The sequence below is a fragment of the Candidatus Thiodiazotropha sp. AKIB8 genome, from assembly GCF_058244675.1.
The window spans coordinates 176,418-195,896 of sequence record NZ_JBSYOO010000028.1 but is presented as its reverse complement, the minus strand read 5'-3'; the positions used below and the strand labels follow the sequence as shown (position 1 = coordinate 195,896).

At 50.2% G+C, this 19,479-nt stretch carries 22 protein-coding genes; 20 read left to right on the top strand and 2 right to left on the bottom strand.

Annotated elements, in window-relative coordinates:
- Positions 1–30 precede the first annotated feature (30 nt).
- From AC4IFB_RS06505 to secF, 9 genes are all read left to right on the top strand, one after another.
- Positions 31–2,670 (top strand): HzsA-related protein, encoded by a 2,640-nt coding sequence (locus AC4IFB_RS06505; protein WP_490779714.1) that lies wholly within the window; start codon positions 31–33, stop codon positions 2,668–2,670.
- A gap of 3 nt (positions 2,671–2,673) precedes the next feature.
- A complete protein-coding gene (locus AC4IFB_RS06500; protein WP_490779713.1) occupies positions 2,674–3,432 on the top strand; it encodes an outer membrane beta-barrel protein in 759 nt (252 codons plus the stop codon).
- A complete protein-coding gene (locus AC4IFB_RS06495; protein ID WP_490778646.1) occupies positions 3,402–4,067 on the top strand; it encodes an outer membrane beta-barrel domain-containing protein in 666 nt (221 codons plus the stop codon). Before AC4IFB_RS06500 ends, AC4IFB_RS06495 begins: the two co-directional genes overlap by 31 nt.
- A 17-nt stretch (positions 4,068–4,084) precedes the next feature.
- A complete protein-coding gene (locus AC4IFB_RS06490) occupies positions 4,085–4,597 on the top strand; it encodes a TlpA family protein disulfide reductase (protein WP_490779731.1) in 513 nt (170 codons plus the stop codon).
- Between the two features lie 11 nt (positions 4,598–4,608).
- The gene (locus tag AC4IFB_RS06485; protein ID WP_490778647.1) at positions 4,609–4,833 is read left to right on the top strand and encodes a DUF4266 domain-containing protein; all 225 of its coding nucleotides are present in this window, start codon (positions 4,609–4,611) and stop codon (positions 4,831–4,833) included.
- Position 4,834: 1 nt separating this feature from the next.
- The gene (locus tag AC4IFB_RS06480; RefSeq protein WP_490779712.1) at positions 4,835–5,992 is read left to right on the top strand and encodes a DUF3570 domain-containing protein; all 1,158 of its coding nucleotides are present in this window, start codon (positions 4,835–4,837) and stop codon (positions 5,990–5,992) included.
- A 468-nt stretch (positions 5,993–6,460) separates the two neighbouring features.
- Positions 6,461–6,793, top strand: coding sequence for a preprotein translocase subunit YajC (yajC, locus tag AC4IFB_RS06475; protein ID WP_490778650.1), 333 nt, complete (start codon positions 6,461–6,463; stop codon positions 6,791–6,793).
- Between the two features lie 77 nt (positions 6,794–6,870).
- Positions 6,871–8,724 (top strand): protein translocase subunit SecD, encoded by a 1,854-nt coding sequence (gene secD, locus AC4IFB_RS06470; protein WP_490779711.1) that lies wholly within the window; start codon positions 6,871–6,873, stop codon positions 8,722–8,724.
- A gap of 13 nt (positions 8,725–8,737) precedes the next feature.
- Complete coding sequence (gene secF, locus AC4IFB_RS06465; protein ID WP_490778652.1) at positions 8,738–9,673, top strand: protein translocase subunit SecF; 936 nt, start codon at positions 8,738–8,740, stop codon at positions 9,671–9,673.
- A gap of 142 nt (positions 9,674–9,815) precedes the next feature.
- Here secF and AC4IFB_RS06460 read toward each other — a convergent pair whose 3' ends face one another.
- The gene (locus AC4IFB_RS06460; protein WP_490779710.1) at positions 9,816–10,019 is read right to left on the bottom strand and encodes a hypothetical protein; all 204 of its coding nucleotides are present in this window, start codon (positions 10,017–10,019) and stop codon (positions 9,816–9,818) included.
- 246 nt (positions 10,020–10,265) lie between these two features.
- On the bottom strand, positions 10,266–11,063 hold the full coding sequence (locus AC4IFB_RS06455; RefSeq protein ID WP_490778654.1) for an inositol monophosphatase family protein: 798 nt from the start codon (positions 11,061–11,063) through the stop codon (positions 10,266–10,268).
- A gap of 226 nt (positions 11,064–11,289) precedes the next feature.
- Here AC4IFB_RS06455 and trmJ point away from each other — a divergent pair, with 226 nt between their 5' ends.
- From trmJ to AC4IFB_RS06400, 11 genes are all read left to right on the top strand, one after another.
- Positions 11,290–12,015, top strand: coding sequence for a tRNA (cytosine(32)/uridine(32)-2'-O)-methyltransferase TrmJ (trmJ, locus tag AC4IFB_RS06450; RefSeq protein ID WP_490778655.1), 726 nt, complete (start codon positions 11,290–11,292; stop codon positions 12,013–12,015).
- Positions 12,016–12,339: 324 nt separating this feature from the next.
- A complete protein-coding gene (gene cysE, locus AC4IFB_RS06445; RefSeq protein ID WP_490779709.1) occupies positions 12,340–13,164 on the top strand; it encodes a serine O-acetyltransferase in 825 nt (274 codons plus the stop codon).
- A 75-nt stretch (positions 13,165–13,239) separates the two neighbouring features.
- Positions 13,240–13,746, top strand: a complete 507-nt coding sequence (gene iscR / locus AC4IFB_RS06440) for a Fe-S cluster assembly transcriptional regulator IscR (protein ID WP_490778657.1) — start codon at positions 13,240–13,242, stop codon at positions 13,744–13,746.
- A 24-nt stretch (positions 13,747–13,770) separates the two neighbouring features.
- Positions 13,771–14,985 (top strand): IscS subfamily cysteine desulfurase, encoded by a 1,215-nt coding sequence (locus AC4IFB_RS06435; RefSeq protein WP_490778658.1) that lies wholly within the window; start codon positions 13,771–13,773, stop codon positions 14,983–14,985.
- Positions 14,986–15,008: 23 nt separating this feature from the next.
- Positions 15,009–15,392 (top strand): Fe-S cluster assembly scaffold IscU, encoded by a 384-nt coding sequence (gene iscU, locus AC4IFB_RS06430; protein ID WP_490778659.1) that lies wholly within the window; start codon positions 15,009–15,011, stop codon positions 15,390–15,392.
- A gap of 39 nt (positions 15,393–15,431) precedes the next feature.
- Entirely contained in the window at positions 15,432–15,755 is a 324-nt protein-coding gene (iscA, locus tag AC4IFB_RS06425) for an iron-sulfur cluster assembly protein IscA (RefSeq protein ID WP_490778660.1), read from the top strand.
- Positions 15,756–15,788: 33 nt separating this feature from the next.
- On the top strand, positions 15,789–16,358 hold the full coding sequence (hscB, locus tag AC4IFB_RS06420; RefSeq protein ID WP_490778661.1) for a co-chaperone HscB: 570 nt from the start codon (positions 15,789–15,791) through the stop codon (positions 16,356–16,358).
- 14 nt (positions 16,359–16,372) lie between these two features.
- The gene (hscA, locus tag AC4IFB_RS06415; RefSeq protein ID WP_490779708.1) at positions 16,373–18,244 is read left to right on the top strand and encodes a Fe-S protein assembly chaperone HscA; all 1,872 of its coding nucleotides are present in this window, start codon (positions 16,373–16,375) and stop codon (positions 18,242–18,244) included.
- A gap of 17 nt (positions 18,245–18,261) precedes the next feature.
- Positions 18,262–18,600, top strand: coding sequence for an ISC system 2Fe-2S type ferredoxin (gene fdx, locus AC4IFB_RS06410; RefSeq protein ID WP_490778663.1), 339 nt, complete (start codon positions 18,262–18,264; stop codon positions 18,598–18,600).
- Positions 18,601–18,621: 21 nt separating this feature from the next.
- A complete protein-coding gene (gene iscX / locus AC4IFB_RS06405; RefSeq protein ID WP_490778664.1) occupies positions 18,622–18,822 on the top strand; it encodes a Fe-S cluster assembly protein IscX in 201 nt (66 codons plus the stop codon).
- Between the two features lie 36 nt (positions 18,823–18,858).
- Positions 18,859–19,389: a protein disulfide oxidoreductase gene (locus AC4IFB_RS06400; protein ID WP_490779707.1), complete on the top strand. Its 531-nt coding sequence runs from the start codon at positions 18,859–18,861 to the stop codon at positions 19,387–19,389.
- The last annotated feature ends 90 nt before the right edge of the window (positions 19,390–19,479 follow it).

Here is a 19,479-nt window from a genome sequence, read left to right as displayed (position 1 = left end):
GCTATCGGATGTTGAGGGAACAGACTGTTCATGAAACCAGTTAACCGCAAGGCATTTCTGAGCCTTATCTATGCGCTCTCAATAGCCCTTGTGCTAGTGAGTTGTGGTGGTGGAGAGAGCCAAGATCCTGATCCTGTGGTCGTCGATTATCCCATTGCCTATGTCAAGCGACCTGTTACCGAAGAGAGCAATACCGATATTCGGGTCAGTCAGGCCACCGAAATCGGTGGTGATCTCTATCTGAAGGACTATGCTGCCGCAGGTGCGGATGAGGTCAATATCACCGGTTCGGTCACTGGTGGTGAAGGTGATGTGCAGGATGTTTCGGTCTCTTTCGATGGCACCAAACTGCTGTTTTCTCTGAGGCTGCCACTGATCGAGGATGCTGAACCGGAAGATCAGCCTACCTGGAACATCTGGGAGTATGACATTCCCTCAGCAAATCTACGGCGAATCGTGGTATCGGATATCACTGCAGAGGATGGTCACGACCGTTTTCCCCACTATCTGCCCGATGGACGCATCGTCTTCTCCTCCACTCGACAGCGTCAGGCCAAAGCGCGCTTATTGGATGAGGGAAAGCCTCAATATCTGGCCATGGAAAGATCTGTGGATGAGCCCGCCATGGTGCTGCATGTGATGAACGATGATGGCACCAGCATCAATCAGATCTCCTTCAATCGCAGCCATGACTTCTCCCCGAGTGTATTGACCAGTGGTCAGATTGTCTTCAGCCGCTGGGACAATGCGGATGGTAATAACGCGATCCATCTCTATCGAATCAACCCAGATGGCACAGAGCTGGAGTTGCTCTACGGATTGAACAGTCATGACACTGGTACGGATGGCAGCACGATACAGTTTATGCGGCCCCAGGAGATGCCGGACGGTCGTATCATGAGCTTGATCCAACCCTTTGATGGCACCCTGGCAGGTGGGGCGCTGATCTTCATCGATAGCGAAACCTATTTCGACAACGAACTGGCCACCTGGGAGAACCAGGGGATGACCGGCCCGGCTCAGAGCAGTGCAACAAATCACCAGATTACCACTGACGGCAGCCTCACCATGGGCGGTCAGTTGCGTAGTGCTCACCCGCTATTCGACAATACTGACCGTCTGTTGATCAGTTGGAGTCCCTGTCGCTTGATCGAAGATGAGCGAATTGTGCCTTGTAACGATGAGCGTTTGGCAAATCCTGATGCAGAGCCGGCGCCTCCTCTCTACAGTCTGTTCATCTACGATCCCTCAAAACAGACTCAGCTGCCGATCGTTAAACCGAAAGAGGGGGTGGTCTACACCGATGTAGTGGTCGCCGTAGAGCGTACAGAGCCCCTGATCATCCATGATAAGACAGCAGGTATAGATCTGGACCCCACTCTGGTTTCGGAAAAGGCCGGGTTGCTGCGAATTCGCAGTGTCTATGATCTGGATGGTGTCGATATCGCTGAACCGGATATTGCCACCCTCTCAGATCCAACACTGACCTCTGCTGCTAATCGTCCAGCCCGTTTTCTGCGTCTGATCAAGCAGGTTACAATTCCGGATGATGATGTTTTAGAGTTTTCCAACAGCGCCTTTGGCAGCACGGCCCAATTCGGTATGCGAGAGGTTTTGGGATATGCCCCAATTGACCCTGATGGATCGGTACAGGTTAAAGTACCTGCCAATGTGCCGATCAGCTTCAGTGTGCTCGATGCTGATGGCAGACGCACCAACGAGGTACACAGTTTCTGGCTACAGTTCCGTCCCGGTGAGGTTATTGAATGTGGTGGTTGCCATGAGGGTGACAGTCTATTGGCCCATGGCCGACTCACAGCTGCGCCTCCCAGTGTGAACAGCGGTAGCGTCGAAACAGGCCAACCCTTTCCCAATACCAATCCGGAACTCTGGACAGATGTGGGCGAGACCATGGCGCAGACACGTAACCGTCTGCAATGTACCGCAGCTGCCTGTGATCCTGACATGGACCTGGTATTCGTTGATGTCTGGAGCGATCCTGAAGTCAGACAAGTCGATGCGCCATTCTCGTATCGTTATGCCGATCTGGATACCGCCTCTCCCCTGAACGACAGCCTCTGCAGCTCATCCTGGAATGATCTCTGTCGGGCAATGATTCACTATGAGCAGCATATTCATCCTCTGTGGGCGGTATCACGAACTGTATTGGATGGTGATGAGAATGTTGTAGAGGATCATACCTGCACCGTCTGTCATGATACGGATGATGCTGGAGAGACAGTGGTGCCCGACGCACAACTCGATCTCAGCGAGGGGGCATCGGAAGATGAACCCGAACACTTCAACGCCTATCATGAGCTGCTCTATCAAGACAACATGCAGGAGGTTGTGGATGGCATCCTGGTCGATCTGCTGGTGCCTGCAACCGATGAAAATGGCAATCAGCTCTATGAGACGGATGAGAACGGTGAATTAGTTCTTGATGGTGAAGGTAATCCGATCCCCTTGCCTGATGTTACTGTACCTGTGCCAGGTGGGGCCTCCATGGTTGCGGGTTCAGCCAACGAAAGCCGCTTTACCGAGGTCTTCGAGACAGGCGGTGTGCATGCCGGATATCTCACTGATGCTGAACTCAAGCTTATTTATGAATGGCTTGATATCGGTGCACAGTACTACAATGACCCGTTTCTCGCTCCTGTGGATGACTGAAGTTTGCAACTGAATAGGTTTATTTCCCGTCTCTCGGCCTTAAGCTTTCTGCTAGGTCTGTTGCTGCCTGGTTTGAGCTGGGCAGATGATGATTCGCTACGGGTTCAGGTAATGGCGCCCTACATTGAGATGCATACCGGTCCTGGCGCTGTCTACCCTGTACACCAAGTGGCAGAGCGTGACGAGTGGGTGGTTATTTTAAAAAGGCGAACCGACTGGTTTCTAGTTGAGACCCGGCGGGGAAGGCAGGGTTGGGTGGTGATAGAAGAGATGCGCCAGACCCGCATGGAAGATGGTTATCCTTTGCCCCTTGCCGCCTATTCGAAAGATGATTTCAGGGATCGGACCTGGGAGTTCAGCTTCTATGGTGGCGATATGGAGGGAGCAGCGCTACTCGGACTCTATGCCGGTTACGCCTTCAACGAAAACCTCTCCAGCGAAATCAGTTTTTCTCAGGCCCTGGGGGATTTCTCCAGTGAATACCTGTTTGATGTGAATTTGGTGTCACAGCCCTTTCCTGAATGGACATTCAGTCCGTTTTTTACCCTTGGGGGGGGAGTGATTCGTACCAATCCAAGCAGTACCCTGGTGGAGACAGAAGATCGAACTGACACCACTGCGCATGTTGGTGCCGGATTGAAGGTCTATCTGACCAGACGCTTTTTCCTGCGTGGTGAGTTTCGTCACTACGCTGTGTTTACAAGTCGTGATGACAATGAGGATTTTGACCAGTGGAAAATCGGACTCGGTTTCTTTTTCTGAGTACAGCAGCCCTGCTGGGTCTGTTTACGCTGTCAACCGGCCATGCGGAGGAGGGACTCCTTGGTGACAACCTAAGGGAAGAGTTGCTGGTCGAACCGGAGATAGCCCGCAGGGAGATCTCTGAACCCAATTTCGACGAAGAGGATTTCGAAATCGGCGCTTATGTCGGGTTGATGAATATCGAGGACTTTGGAACCAGTGCGGCCTACGGTCTACGCCTTGCATACCATGGTACAGAATCGATCTTTCTCGAGGCGGCAATCGGTACATCCGAAGCAAATGAAACCAGTTATGAACAGCTGAGTGGTGATGTGCAATTGCTCACCGACAGAGAACGAAAATTTACCTATTACAACCTCTCGGCTGGTTACAATATTCTTCCTGGAGAGGTGTTTCTCGGCGGTAAATATGCCTACAACAGCCAGTTCTATCTGATTGGTGGTATCGGCAGTACCCGCTTTGCCGGTGATGATGAATTTACTATCAATGTCGGGGCAGGTTATCGGCTTTTGATCAGCGACTGGCTGACCATCCATCTCGATGCCAGGGATCATATGTTTGACTCGGATCTGTTGGGTGAGAGTAAGACCACTCACAATTTTGAAATGACCGGCAGCCTGACCTTTTTCTTCTGAGGATAGATGACGTGAAGATGACTTTATTTGGTATATCGCGAAGCTTGAGATACACGATTCTGGGTGGTTTGCTGATGGCCTTTTGTGGCACGCTTCTGGCCGCAAGCGACGCAGTACCTGCGCCGAATTTCACCCTTAAAAGCCGCACTGGTGAAAACATCAAACTGAGCGAGCTTCGGGGTAGTGTGGTGATGGTCAATTTTTGGGCCTCCTGGTGTGGTCCCTGTCGTCAGGAGATGCCTATTTTGCAGCAGCTTTACGATCGCTATCACGATATGGGCTTCACATTGCTTGGTGTTAATGTGGATGAAGAACCGGCTCTGGCGGAGAAGATGCTTAAAGATATACCAGTCAATTTTCCTGTCTTATATGACAGTAATAACGCTGTCAGCAAGGAGTATCAGGTGAAAGCAATGCCCAGCACCTTTATGGTGGATCGGGACGGAAAAATCCGCTACCTGCATAAGGGCTATAAGCCAGGCTATGAAGACGATTATCAACAACAGATTCGCGCCCTGCTGAGAGAATGAGTCCTGTAGCCATGTCTAATTCATGTCGACTTCTAATGTTACTGCTGACCCTCTCTTTATCGGGGTGTAGCATCGAGCCCTGGGTGCAGCCTTATGAAAGGGCTCATCTGGCTGATCCAATAATGAGTTTTGAACGGGACGCGATAGCCAATGGTTATCGACACCATGTTTACCAGACACGTGAAGCGGCCCGGGGCGCTGAAGGTGGTGGTGGCGGTGGATGCGGTTGTAACTAATATGAAAAAATTAACTGCTCTTCAAAGTCCAGGACGACAATGGCTGTTGATGATCATGGCCACAATACCAGGCTTTGGTCTGTTTGCCACAGTGCTGCCTGAAGATAGGGCCGATATCATGTACCACCGTTACGATGGCGGTGGGGTCGAAGTTGATGGCCCTTCGATTCTGGTGCGTAAATCTGTTAGTGACTCCCTCTCACTGAATGCCAACTACTATGTGGACTCAATCTCCAGCGCCTCTGTGGATGTGGTCTCTACCGCATCGCCTTATACCGAAGAGCGAACAGAGACCAGTCTGTCGATGGACTATCTGCATAACAAGACCTTGATGAGTCTGGCGTTAACTAAGAGTGACGAGAGTGACTACTTATCAGATACCGGCAGTTTCACTATCAGTCACGACATGTTTGGCGATCTGACAACAGTCTCACTGGGTTATTCGGTGGGTAATGACGACATCAGCCGCAATGGAGACCCTGATTTCGGAGAGAAAGTTAAGCGACAGAACTATCGGGTTGGCCTGAGCCAGATACTAACCAAGAACACCATTCTGGGTGTCGGCTGGGAGACCATCACTGATGAGGGTTATCTCAACAACCCCTATCGCTCCTACCGATACCTTGATCCCCTCGGCAGCAATGGCTTCAGTTATCTGCCGGAGATATACCCAAAAACCCGTACCAGTAACGCATTGGCGCTGAGGCTGAAATACTATCTTCCCTATAGGGCGGCTCTGAGTGGTGAATATCGCTACTTCAACGATACCTGGGGTATTGATGCCAATAATCTGGAGTTTGCCTATACCCATCCCTTCAAGGAGAAGTGGGTATTTGATATACGCTATCGCTACTATACCCAGGAAGGGGCTGATTTTTACAGCGATCTGTTCTCCCGGCGCGCGCCTCAGACCTATCTTGCCAGGGATAAGGAGTTGAGTAGCTTTCAAAGTCACACCATTGGTCTCTCTATGAGTTACGCGATCAAGCCAAATTTCTGGCAATTCATCGACCGTGGCAGTCTCAATCTGGCCTACGACTACATCCGTTTCGACTATGACGATTTCCGGGATCTGACTCGAGGCGGGGTGGTTGGTGAAGAGCCTTACTACTCCTTTTCGGCGAATGTCATCAAGGCTTATGTGTCAATCTGGTACTGAGGCCTTCAAGAAAGACCCAGGCAAGACAATTTGATGGATGCTATTTCGTCACTTTGGTGTGGTAATAGACATTCAAAGCATTGTCCGGCCGTCTGATGCCACCACAGGGGGGCAAGGTTATCCCGGATTCCGCTTCGCTTCATCCAGGCTACATAATTGAGTCATGGAGTGCTTTTTCGTCACTTTGGTGTGGTAATAGATATTCAAAGCAGTTGTCCGGCCATCTGGTGCCACCACAGTAATGAAGACTTGTACGTTTCAATTCAATTACGTTTCAATGAATCACTGTTGAGTTTTTCGGGCAATTTCCTGCTCTGGCGGGATGTTGATCTGAAAACTGCTTCTGGACAGCACAAACCACTGATTATTACTCACATCTATGTCATAATCGGCGGCTGATTTTTTGCCCAGAGCTTGCTTAGGCGGCTTGGGCCAGTTTTTTTAACCCCTATTGAGAGGTTGATAACAATGAGTTTTTTTATTTCCGATGCGATGGCGGAAGCAAGCGCCACAACTGGTCAGGCCGATGCAATTACCGGATTACTGCCTTTGGTCATTTTTGGTGCGGTGCTCTATTTCCTGATGATCCGTCCTCAGATTAAACGTCAGAAAGAGCATAAGAAGTTGACCGATGCTCTGGCCAAAGGGGATGAGGTTGTGACTTCTGGCGGCGTTGCAGGCAGAATCTCTGATGTGGGTGAGAACTTTATCCTGGTTGAGGTTTCTGAAGGGACTGAAGTTAAAATTCGTCGTCAGGCGGTGGACACTGTGCTTCCCAAGGGTTCTCTGAAAGAGCTCTAGTCCAGGTCGTATCGATACGCATGGGCAGCCGGTCAGGCTGTCCCTATTTAATGGCATAACTTAAATTAGAAGACACAATGAACCAATATCCACTTTGGAAGAATCTAATGGTTCTGGTGGTGGTCCTGCTGGGCGCACTATTCGCCCTGCCTAACCTGTTTGGACAGGATCCCTCCATGGAGATCTCGGCAACCCGTAATGGGGTGATCGATGAAGCGGCCCAGAGTCGTGTCGAAGAGGCTCTGGAACAGTTGGGTATCACCGCTAAAGGCATTGAGATGCGTCAGCAGAAATTGCTGGTACGTTTCAACAGTTCAGAAGATCAACTCAAGGCAATGGACCAAATTACTGCCTCGCTGGGAGATAACTATACCCCGGCGTTGACACTTGCTCCCGATCTGCCCGACTGGTTAAGAGGGCTCGGAGCAGAACCTATGTATCTGGGTTTGGATCTGCGCGGTGGTATTCACGTTTTGATTGATGTCGACATGGAGTCTGCAATAGAGCAGGCGGCAGAGCGCTACAGTAGCGACATCCGTACCCTGTTGCGTGAAAAGAAGCTGAGATATGTCCGCATCAGTCGGGAAAACGACCAGGTATTTGTGAAGTTCAATACCGTAGAGAAACGCGCCGAAGCAGTTGAACTGATCGGTAATGAATTCCGCTCACTGAATGTGGAAGAGGTCGATGAAGCCGATGCTTTTCTGGTTATTGTCAGCATGTCTCCTGTTGAGAAACAGGATGTCCAGAAGTTTGCATTACAGCAGAATATAACCACCCTGCGAAATCGTGTTAATGCCTTGGGTGTCTCCGAGCCATCCATAACCCAACAGGGTATTCGACGCATTGTCGTACAACTGCCTGGTGCTCAGGATCCTGCCAAGTTAAAGGAGATTCTCGGTGCTACGGCAACCTTGGAGTATCGTCTGGCAGATACCGAACACAGTGTCGAGGATGCGGTTAACGGACGGGTTCCACCTGGGTCGAGTCTCTATCAAGAGCGTAATGGTCAACCGGTATTACTTAAGAAGCGGGTTATCGTAACCGGTAACCAGATCGTTGATGCCTCATCCGGTCTGGATCAGCAGTCAGGTTCACCAGCGGTGTTTGTCAGCCTGGATGGTGTAGGTGCAAAACGTATGCGCCGTATGACCAATGAGAACGTTGGTAAACCGATGGCTGTTGTGTTTATCGAGAATCGCACTACGACCCGCATGGTCGACGGCGAAGCGGTTAAGGTGAAGCGAAAGGTGGAGGAGGTCATCTCCATCGCGACTATTCGTGAGCCTTTTGGTAGACGTTTCCAAACTACTGGACTCGATAGTACAGAAGAGGCCCATGACCTGGCGCTGTTGCTACGAGCTGGTGCATTGGCTGCGCCAATCGAAATTGTCGAAGAGCGCACAATAGGTCCCAGCCTGGGACAAGACAGTATAGATCAGGGTTTTGCCTCGGTGATGATAGGTCTGGCTCTGGTGATGGTATTCATGGCAATCTACTACAAGGTGTTTGGTCTGGTAGCAGACATGGCCCTGTTAATGAACCTGGTGCTGATAGTCTCCATACTCTCGCTGTTACAGGCTACACTGACCCTGCCAGGTATCGCAGGTATCGTATTGACTGTCGGTATGGCAGTGGATGCGAATGTGTTGATCTTCCAACGTATCCGTGAAGAGATTGCAAACGGCAATTCGCCCCAGGCGAGTATTCAGTCAGGCTATGAAAAGGCCTTCTCCACCATCATCGATGCCAACATCACAACCTTGATAGCCGCGATAGTGCTGTTCAGTTTTGGAACCGGGCCGATTAAAGGTTTCGCAGTGACGCTGGCTATAGGTATTTTAACCTCCATGTTTACAGCCATCATCGGAACTCGAGCGGTGATTAATATGATCTACGGTCGTAAGCGCGTTAAATCCCTGGCGATCTGAAGAGGCGGAACAGATGCAGATATTGAATAAAGGTAGTTATATCGACTTAATGGGGAAACGCAAACTGGCGGTCATCTTCTCCGGTGTGCTGCTGTTGATCGCTCTTGGAGCGATCATTGTGCGTGGACTCAACCTGGGGATCGACTTTACAGGCGGCACCCTGGTCGAGGTTAAATATCCCCAAGCTGTGGAACTTGCCGCAGTGCGCGAGGCCTTGAATAGCGATGGCTTTTCAGATGCTGTTGTTCAACACTTTGGCACATCCCGTGAGGTTCTGGTCAGACTTGCGCCCAGAGAGGATGTGGAGAGTGCTGAATTGAGTGATCGTGCCTTCAAGGCGATGCAGAGCGTCGATTCCAATGCTGATTTACGTCGAGTGGAGTTTGTTGGCCCGCAGGTTGGTGATGAATTGACAGAGGATGGCGGTCTGGCCATGTTATATGCACTGATCGGCATTCTCATCTATGTTGGTCTGAGATTTGAGTACCGATTTGCTGTGGGTTCTGTGATCGCTCTGATTCATGATGTTCTGATCACAATCGGTTTCTTCGCTCTGTTTCAGGTTGATTTCGATCTACCTGTATTGGCAGCTGTGTTGGCGGTGATCGGTTATTCGCTAAATGACACGATTGTCGTATTTGACCGCATTCGTGAGAATTTCCGTAAAATGCGCAAAGGTGAGACGGTTGATATTATTAACACTTCGATCAACCAGACCCTCTCCAGAACTTTGATAACATCGGGAACGACCCTGCTGGTGTTGGTTGCCCTGTTTCTGTTTGGTGGTGAGATCATCCACGGTTTTGCATTGGCGCTTATTGTTGGCGTTGTGATTGGTACCTACTCATCGATCTATGTCGCCAGTACTTCGGTGATTTCAATGGGGGTCAGTCGCGCCGACCTGATGCCGGTGAAAAAGGATGATGAGATCGTTGATGAAACACCTTAAGGCAGGGTGCTTTCACTTGATTTAGTCGGGTGAAAGCTGCGCCGCTGGTTTGTGAGTGGTTAACCCGAAAAAACCAATTGGAAGTTTGACCACCGGGCTCTGTAGATGACAGAGTCTGGGGTTTGAATCAGAGACAGGACTATCAGCTTTTATTCAATTCATCGCTGTTTTCAAGCATCTCCTCCTGGTTGTTGTGAGAGATGAGTGTGACACCGGCTGTTGGTGTTTCCAGGCACTCTTTCCCCAGCTGTAGAGAGACATCCATCATTCCACTCATAACATCTCGCATAACCCGCTCAAGCGCGCGGTCACTGAGTCTCTTCTTCTTTTTAAGCTCTTCTAACATTTCACATAATCCGACTTGGTTAGAGTTTCTCTTTAACCTAAAAAGATCAGTTGGGCAGCGTGATTCACCCAACAGGTGACCATGACCGTCGAAGCTATTTTTCAACAAAATCAGAAACCTGCTATTAGAATGGAGCGGCCAACTGATTTTTTAGGTTCAACCGATCTAACGGTTGCAGCGGACTAATCTTGAGGGTCGGACAGGCAACTGTCCGCAATCTGTGAACTTTATTCTTGAGGGTGGGAATTAAGCGGTAAGTTTGTCATTTAGATGAGGTCGGATCCGTCTCAGCATGGCATTGTGGACTTTTACATTGCCAGCAATCACATTGCCGGTTTCCAGGAAGCGTTCACCACCTCCAATGTCAGTCACCAGGCCACCAGCTTCTCTCACCAGTACAGCACCTGCAGCAAAATCCCATTCACTGAGTCCCAGTTCCCAGAAGCCGTCGGTACGGCCGGCCGCCAAATAGGCAAAATCGAGTGCTGCCGATCCTGGGCGACGAATGCCGGCGCTATCTTTGATCAGATCCCGAAGCATACCCATGTAATTCTCTTCAAACCTGAAGTCACGATAGGGCAGGCCTGTACCTAGTAGAGCGCCGTCAAGACTCTTGCGGTTTGCGACCCGGATCTTATGGTCATTCAGCAAAGCGCCTTCTCCCCGGCTGGCAGTGTACATCTCTTCGCTGATCGGATCGTAGATCACGCCGAGTTCCAGGCGTCCTTTGACCTTTAGCGCAATTGAAATGGCAAATTGGGGGAAACCGTGCAGAAAATTGGTGGTGCCATCAAGTGGATCGATGATCCATTGATACTCATCACCAGAGTGGCTACCACTCTCTTCTGCAAGGATGGCATGGCTGGGAAACTTCTCTCGCAATACGTTGATAATGGCCGCTTCGGCATTGCGGTCCACCTCGGTGACGAAATCGTTACTGCCCTTGTCAGTTATGGTCAGACGGTCGATACGGTTGAAATTCCGAGTGATGACTCGACTGGCCTCGCGGGCCGCACGAACTGCGATGTTTACCATAGGATTCATGGCCGGCGAGGATACAGCATGTCGCAGGCAGGATAAACCATTTATTCAAAATCTCCCTTTACTGATTGGGAATAGCCATTGCTTTGTCTCGCTGCTTTAGATCAACACGATTCTGATTCCCAGCGGTGTCGATTTAAAGTGAGTCCGGCTTGAATCGCAGAGCATTATTTGAGACAGATTCCTCTTACTACAATCCGGATCCCATATCGGGTACCCTTGCGCAGCTATGCTGAACAATATCCGAATCGTACTGGTGGATACCAGTCATCCAGGCAATATAGGCGCTGTGGCCAGAGCAATGAAAAACATGTGCCTGAAACAGCTCTATCTGGTAAATCCACTGCAATTTCCCGATGCTGAAGCCACTTCCCGTGCTTCTGGGGCAGATGATCTGCTAAATGATGCCCGTGTAGTCAACTCTCTCGATGAGGCGTTGCTGGGTTGTCGGCTGGTGGTTGGAACCAGTGCAAGAGCGCGAACAGTTAATTGGCCAGTGGTTTCACCCAGAGAGGCAGCCTCTAAACTGGTAGAGGAGTCTCAGGAGGGAGAAGTGGCATTAGTATTTGGCCGGGAGCGGTCAGGATTAACGAATAGTGAGCTGGATCGCTGTACTTTCCTGGTACATATTCCAACCAACGAGGCCTACAGTTCGCTCAATCTGGGTGCTGCGGTTCAGGTATTGAGTTACGAGGTCTATCTGGCATCCCTGCAAGGAGAGGAGGTTGAGCAACAGCCTCAACGGGATCTGGCGACCGCAGATATGCTTCAAAGCTTCCATAATCACCTTGAGCAATCATTGGATGACATCGGGTTTACCGATACAAGGCAATCGGAAAAACTCCTGAGACGCCTACGCAGTATGTTCCAGCGGGCGCGCCTGGACAAAGATGAGGTGAATATCCTCAGGGGTATTCTGAGCGCTATGCAGGGGCGAAAATCGATGCGCCGCTGATGGCGCTCTCTTTGTGGCGGGCTGTCATGCTGATCAAGAAAACACTATTCTATAAATTACAGTCACTTAGAAAGTCTAATGGCGCTTGCCTGCCGGTTCATTGATTAATACCCTAGTAATTTATGCGGGATTGTGGATAATCTGCTTCCCTCATGCCACCATTATGTTTAATAGAGTCATTTCCAATTCGGGATCGAGTCCATGGTGGGATTGGAAAGACGGGATCAGGGCGAATGCGGTTCTGGTGGTGTTTTGGTGATATGCCATTAATGACTCTATCCAGAGTTTCAGTCATCTCAAGCAAAATCAGTCGTAGGTAAGCAGTTGGATAAATCAGGAGTAAAAGTCTCACGCTGGAAAGAGGATATCCAGAGTGTTTTTGAGCGTGATCCTGCTGCCCGAAACACTTTGGAGGTCATTACTACCTACCCGGGTGTTCATGCGGTGATGTTTCACCGCCTCTCTCATAAGTTGTGGAATCTGGGTCTTAAATGGCTTGCAAGGATAGTCTCCAATCTGGCCAGGCTACTGACCGGTATTGAGATCCATCCAGGCGCAGTGATTGGTAGACGTTTTTTTATCGATCATGGTATGGGCGTGGTGATTGGCGAGACAGCGGTGATTGGCGACGATTGTACCCTCTATCATGGCGTGACGCTGGGGGGAACGAGTTGGGAAAAGGGTAAACGACATCCAACCCTCAACAATAATGTTGTTGTGGGTGCAGGTGCCAAGGTTTTAGGCCCGATCGAAATAGGCGAGGGGGCGAGGATTGGCTCCAATGCAGTGGTCGTCAAAGACGTACCAGAAGGTGCAACAGTAGTGGGTGTCCCCGGTAAACTCATTACACCCAGAAAGCAGGAAGAGAACGGCCACAGGGAAGAGATTGCAAAGAAAATCGGTTTTGATGCTTATGGTGCAACCAAGGACGCAACAGATCCTGTAGCCCATGCGATCAACTGCATGTTGGATCATATTCACGTCATGGACACAAAGATGCAATCGATGTGTGAAGCAATGAAGAAATTGGGAATTGATGAGGATGAGTCAAAATTACCGGATCTCGATTCCTGTGAAATCATCTCCACGGCTGAAGAGCTGAAAAAGCTCGATGATGAGGCTACTGAAGATGGGAAAACCACCGAATGATCAGGGTGGCATAATCTTGACTATTTTGGTTGGGAATGTATATTAGCATTTGAAAATATTCACGGAGCTGATGAAGTGAAGCTTACCACTAAAGGCCGCTACGCGGTGACTGCGATGTTGGATCTCTCTCTGCATTTTGGCGAGGGACCGATAACTCTGGCTGACATCGCCCAACGGCAGGGCATATCTCTCTCTTACTTGGAGCAACTATTCTCAAGGCTGCGCAAAAAGTCACTGGTTGCCAGCGTTCGTGGGCCGGGAGGCGGTTACAGTCTTGGTCGCAGTGCGGATGAGATCTATGTCGGTGAAGTGATTTCAGCTGTCGATGAGAATATAGATACCACCCGCTGCAATGGCGCCCACAATTGTCAGAACAACGAACGTTGCCTGACACATGATCTATGGTCCGATCTGAGTAATCAGATATATGGTTATCTGAATAAAATCAGCCTCCAGGACTTGATGGATCGTCAGGCTGTAAGAGAGGTTGCTCAACGCCAGGAGCAACCGGAGCAAGATCCCGCCGCTTCGGCAATGGATATCGCCATGACAGACATATCCAGTGGCCCAGCCGGGGTCTGATAAGTTCGAATGTCGGAGTTTGAGATGAAGTTACCCATTTACATGGACTATTCAGCGACCACACCGGTTGATCCTCGTGTGGCAGAGATTATGTGCAGCTATCTCACGCAGGATGGTACTTTTGGTAATCCCGCATCCCGTTCTCATGCCTTCGGTTGGGCAGCGGATGAGGCAGTTACCAAATCACGGCGGGATGTAGCCGATCTGGTTCATGCTGATCCGAAAGAGATTGTATGGACCTCTGGTGCCACCGAATCAAATAATCTTGCCATTAAAGGTGTTGCTGAATTCTATGCTAAGAAAGGCCGCCATATCGTAACCTGTAAGACAGAGCATAAAGCTGTCCTTGATACCTGTCGGCAACTGGAACGACATGGTTATGAGATTACCTATCTCGATCCAGAACCAAACGGTTTGATTGATATGAAGAAGCTGGAGTTGTCCCTGAGGGATGACACCATTCTGGTATCTCTAATGCATGTTAACAACGAAATTGGTGTGATTCAGGATATAGAAGCGATCGGTGAACTGACCCGTGAACGGAAGATCCTGTTCCATGTGGATGCCGCGCAGAGCGCTGGAAAGGTACCTATCGACCTGGAAAAGCTGAAAGTCGATCTGATGTCCTTTTCCGCACACAAGATCTATGGACCGAAAGGCATAGGCGCGCTGTATGTCAGGCGCAAACCCAGGGTTCGTCTGGAGGCCCAGACACATGGTGGTGGACATGAGCGAGGCATGCGCTCAGGAACCTTGGCATCTCACCAGATTGTCGGTATGGGTGAGGCATTCCGTATCGCGAAACAAGAGATGGCTGCTGAAAATGAGCGTATAATTGGCCTTCGTCAACGCCTGTGGGATGGTATTCGGGACATGGAAGAGGTCTATCTGAATGGCGATGAGAACAGCCGTGTCGCTGGTAATTTGAACGTCAGTTTTGCGTTTGTCGAGGGTGAATCCCTGATTATGGCACTCAAAGATCTGGCGGTCTCTTCAGGTTCCGCATGTACATCTGCGAGTCTGGAGCCAAGTTATGTACTACGCGCCCTGGGGCGAGAGGATGAACTTGCACACAGTTCTATCCGTTTTACTCTGGGACGATTCTCCACCGTGGAAGAGGTGGACTACGCGATCAATAAGATCCGTACCGAGGTTGAGCGACTACGTGAGTTGTCGCCGTTGTGGGAGATGTTCAAGGATGGAATCGACCTGAAATCTATTCAATGGGCGGCCCATTGACCGCTTCATTCAGAGGTTAGACTATGGCATACAGTGACAAGGTCCTGGACCATTACGAAAATCCACGTAACGTGGGTGCCTTCGACAAAGATGACAACCAAGTCGGCACCGGTATGGTAGGTGCTCCGGCATGTGGTGATGTAATGCGTCTTCAAATCAAAGTCAACGATAGCGGTGTGATCGAAGATGCCCGCTTTAAAACCTACGGTTGTGGTTCTGCCATTGCATCAAGCAGTCTGCTGACTGAGTGGGTCAAGGGTAAAACCCTGGAGCAGGCTCAAGAGATCAAGAATTCAGAAATTGCCGAGGAGTTGGCTCTACCGCCAGTAAAAGTGCACTGCTCAGTGTTGGCTGAAGATGCGATTAAGGCGGCGATCAAAGACTATTCTGACAAGAAAGAGAAATAATCCCGGCACCCCTGAGTACCGATCTGATAGAGTATAGATATGGGCATTACTATCACAGAAGCCGCAGCAAAGCGTGTCAGAACCTTTCTTGATAATCGAGGCAAGGGCATTGGGATTCGTCTAGGTGTGCGTACCTCAGGATGTTCCGGCATGGCCTACGAAATCGAGTTCGTAGATGAACTTCAGGATGAAGACCAGGTATTTGAAGAGCGGGGCGTCAAGGTCATCATCGATCCAAAGAGTCTTGTCTACCTGGACGGAACTGAAGTCGATTATGCCAGGGAAGGTCTTAACGAAGGCTTCAAGTTCAACAACCCTAATGCGAGCGGCGAATGTGGTTGTGGTGAGAGCTTCACAGTTTAATACTTCATAACACAGGATCTGGGACGGCTGCTCTTGGGCGGCCGTTTTTTCGATATGCTGGATTTTTCGAAAAACTATTTTGACCTCTTCGGTTTGCCCGTGGGATACATTGTGGACACCACATCCCTGGCTGATCGCTATCGTGATTTACAACGGGTTGTACATCCCGATCGTTATGCCAATGGTACAGAGCAGGAGAGAAGGCTCTCTGTGCAGGGTGCGTCCTTGATCAATGAGGCCTTTGAAACCCTCAAGGATCCGGTCGCTCGGGCTGCCTATCTGCTTACGCTGCATGGGATCGAGATGGATGTACAGAATGAATCGACCCAGGATATGGCCTTTCTCATGCAACAGATGGAGTTGCGAGAGGAGTTGGAAAGCCTTAGAGATTCCTCTGGTCCCTATGAGTCCCTGCTCGATTTGAGCAGTCGCATAAATAAGCAGATTACCGATCTGGTTGCTCAGATGGCGGTTCAGTTTGAAACGCCGAACGAAGAGCAGTTGGAAGAGGCCCGTGAAACATTGAGAAAAATGCGGTTCCTGCAAAAGCTTCGCACTGAAACTGAGAGTGTGGAGGCAGAATTGGAAGATCAATTGAATTGAGTGGAATGCGATAGATGGCACTTCTTCAGATTGCTGAGCCTGGTCAGGCCGAGGCACCTCATCAGCACCGCCTTTCAGCGGGCATCGATCTCGGCACCACCAACTCATTGGTTGCCAGTGTACGTAGTGGTCAGGCTGAAACTTTGCCGGATGATCAGGGGCGTCATCTGCTGCCCTCAGTTGTGCAATATCAGAAAGCAGCTGTGCTGGTGGGCTATGAAGCGAAGCGCTCAGAGGTGGATGATCCCCTCAATACTATCTCATCAGCTAAACGGCTGATCGGCCGGGGTTTAAGCGATATCAAGACACTGGGTAGCCAGTTACCCTACCGGTTCGTGGATGAGGGGGGCACTGTTCCCCGCATACAGACAGATGCCGGGGATATCTCGCCTGTGGAAGTCTCTTCTGAGGTGCTCAAACAACTCTCCGAACGGGCCGAGCAAACCCTTGGTGGCGAGCTTGAAGGGGTAGTGATCACCGTTCCCGCCTATTTCGATGAGGCGCAGCGCCAGGCGACAAAAGATGCCGCAAAACTTGCAGGTCTGCATGTATTAAGACTGCTCAATGAACCAACAGCAGCTGCAGTCGCCTATGGCTTGGATAAAGGGGCTGAAGGGATACATGCAATTTACGATCTGGGAGGGGGTACATTTGACATCTCAATTCTCAGACTCAACAAGGGCGTATTCGAAGTCCTGGCCACCGGTGGTGACTCTGCCCTGGGCGGGGATGACTTCGACCGCAATCTGGCAGAATGGATTATGCAGCAGGCGGGTATCAATGAGGATTTAGGTCACTCAATGATCAAACGACTGATGCTGGCAGCCTGCAACGCCAAAGAGGCCCTTACAGAGCGTGATGAGACTGAGATCGCTATAACGCTTGAGCAGGGAGACGAGTGGCGGGGCATGTTATCTCGAGCGCAGTTCAACGAGTTGATCGATCCGCTGGTGACAAAGAGCCTGATGGCCTGTCGCCGTACTTTGAGGGATGCAGGCGTAACCGTTGAAGAGGTCAATGAAGTCGTTATGGTCGGTGGCTCCACCAGAGTGCCACGGGTAAGGGAACGGGTAGGTGAACTATTTAAAACCGAGCCACTGGTCGATATTGATCCTGACCGGGTGGTGGCAGTGGGTGCTGCGATTCAGGCGGATATCCTGGTAGGTAACAAGCCTGGCGATGAGATGTTGTTGCTGGATGTGATTCCTCTCTCATTGGGTATCGAAACCATGGGCGGTTTGAGCGAAAAACTGATCAGCCGGAATACAACCATTCCAGTAGCCAGAGCCCAGGAGTTCACCACTTTCAAAGATGGTCAGACGGCAATGGCAATCCATGTGGTTCAGGGTGAGCGTGAGCTGATAGCAGATTGTCGTTCACTGGCCCGGTTTGAGTTACGCGGTATCCCACCGATGGTGGCTGGTGCTGCGCGAATCAGAGTAACATTCGCCGTAGATGCGGATGGATTGCTGAGTGTCAGTGCTGTCGAGCAGAGTAGTGGTGTGCAAGCAAATATCGAGGTGAAACCCTCCTATGGTCTGACAGATCAGGAGATCGAAACCATGTTGCGCGACTCCATCGCGCATGCCAGCGAGGATAAGCAGGCACGAAGCCTTAGAGAGCAGCAGGTCGAAGCTGAACGGGTGATCGAGGCCCTGCAGGCAGCTTTGGCTGAAGATGGGCGCAAGCTGCTCAATGATAGTGAACTTCAACAGGTGAATGAAGCGCTCTCATCCCTGCAGAGTGTGCGACAGGAAGGAAGCCTGGAGCAGATCAAGAAGCAGATTGCAGAGCTCGAAAAAAGCTGTGGTTTCTACGTGGAAAGACGCATGAATCAAAGTATTCAGCAGGCCATGTCAGGGCACAGTGTCGATGAATTCGAATAGAAGTTATAGGAAGCCGTATGCCTCAAGTCATCTTTCTACCCCATGAAGAGATCTGCCCTGAAGGGGCGGCAATCGATGTAGAGCCGGGAGTAACGATCTGCGATGCCGCGTTGAAGAACGGTATAGAGATTGAACATGCCTGTGAAAAGTCCTGTGCCTGTACAACCTGCCATGTCATCGTGCGTGAAGGCTTTGACTCTTTGCAGGAGGCTGAAGAGATGGAAGAGGATATGCTGGATAAAGCCTGGGGGCTTGAACCCGAATCCCGCTTGAGCTGTCAGGCAACAGTAGGCGAAGAAGATCTGGTGATCGAGATACCCAAGTACACCATCAACATGGTATCTGAGCACCACTGATTCACTGATTAGGAGATTGTCATGGGCTTAAAATGGGTTGATAGCATCAATATTGCCATTGAACTCGACGAAACCTATCCGGAAGTTGATCCCCTCACCATCAATTTTGTTGATCTGCGAGCCTGGGTCATTGCATTGGATGAGTTTGATGATGATCCACACCACTCGGGTGAGAAAATTTTGGAAGCCATCCAGGCTGCCTGGATAGAGGAACGGGAATAATCGTGAATTTACTGCTTAGCGTTTGATGGATGTCTCATGGCGAAACAGGAGAAGTCAGCTAAGCAACCGTTGCGTCGTCGATTGACGAGTTGGACATTGCAGTTAGCCGGATTTGTTCTGATCCTGTTTCTGATCCATCTCTGGCAAACCCGTAACCTGGTGGAAGGGGTGGCCCCGACACTGATGGCGAATACCCTGAATGGCTTGCCTGTGGATTTGACCTCCTATACGGATGGACCTGTACTGCTACACTTCTGGGCTACCTGGTGTCCGGTATGCAAGGTGGAGAATTCCACCATTGATCAGTTGTCTGAAGATCACTCGGTGTTGACTGTGGCAATGCAGTCAGGGTCAGATCAGGAGGTCAGTGACTATCTGAAAGAGCACGAGTTGGGTTTTAAAACCATAAACGATCCAAGTGGCAAGCTATCTTCGCTCTGGCGAGTGAAAGGCCTGCCTACCAGCTTCATTATCGATAAAGATCACAATATCAGATTTGTTTCAGTGGGCTATACCCCTGAATTGACACTTAGACTACGTCTCTGGCTTGCTGAGCTTGACTGGTAGAGGAATCACTTGTTGTAGCAGGAATCGCGGTCGGTCTAAGGCAGTGATATGATGCCTTTAGAAAATGCTCAGAGAGGTAAAATGTTTACC